Below are 380 nucleotides of genomic sequence, written 5' to 3'. Positions count from 1 at the left end.
CATGCGCGCGGTGACGGACTCCGAGGGCTCGGTGCGCTACGACCGGGAGAACAAGCCCGGCGTCTCGAACCTGCTCGTGATCTACGCGGCCCTCACCGGACGCCAGATCCCCTCGATCGAGGACGAGTACGCGGGTCGTGGCTACGGCGACTTCAAGAAGGGCCTCGCCGAGGTCGTGGTGTCGGAGTTCGGTCCGGTGCGCGAGCGTGCGCTGGCGCTGCTGTCCGACGAGGCCGAGCTCGACCGGGTGCTCGCGGCCAACGCCGAGCGTGCGGCATCCGTCGCCGACGCGACCCTCGACGCGGTCTACGACAAGATCGGCCTGCTGCGCCGCCGGTGAGCCACCCGCCGCGGCGCGTCAGGACGCGCGCGCGGCGTTC

General features: G+C 72.1%; 1 pseudogene. It reads left to right on the top strand.

The window, feature by feature from the left end:
* Window positions 1-340, top strand: a pseudogene (locus tag ASG00_RS17565) (tryptophan--tRNA ligase); the annotation flags it as partial.
* Window positions 341-380: the final 40 nt, after the last annotated feature.

The sequence above is a fragment of the Microbacterium sp. Leaf351 genome, assembly GCF_001423825.1.
Taxonomy (GTDB): domain Bacteria; phylum Actinomycetota; class Actinomycetes; order Actinomycetales; family Microbacteriaceae; genus Microbacterium; species Microbacterium ginsengisoli.
This window is presented reverse-complemented; position numbering and strand designations above follow the sequence as displayed.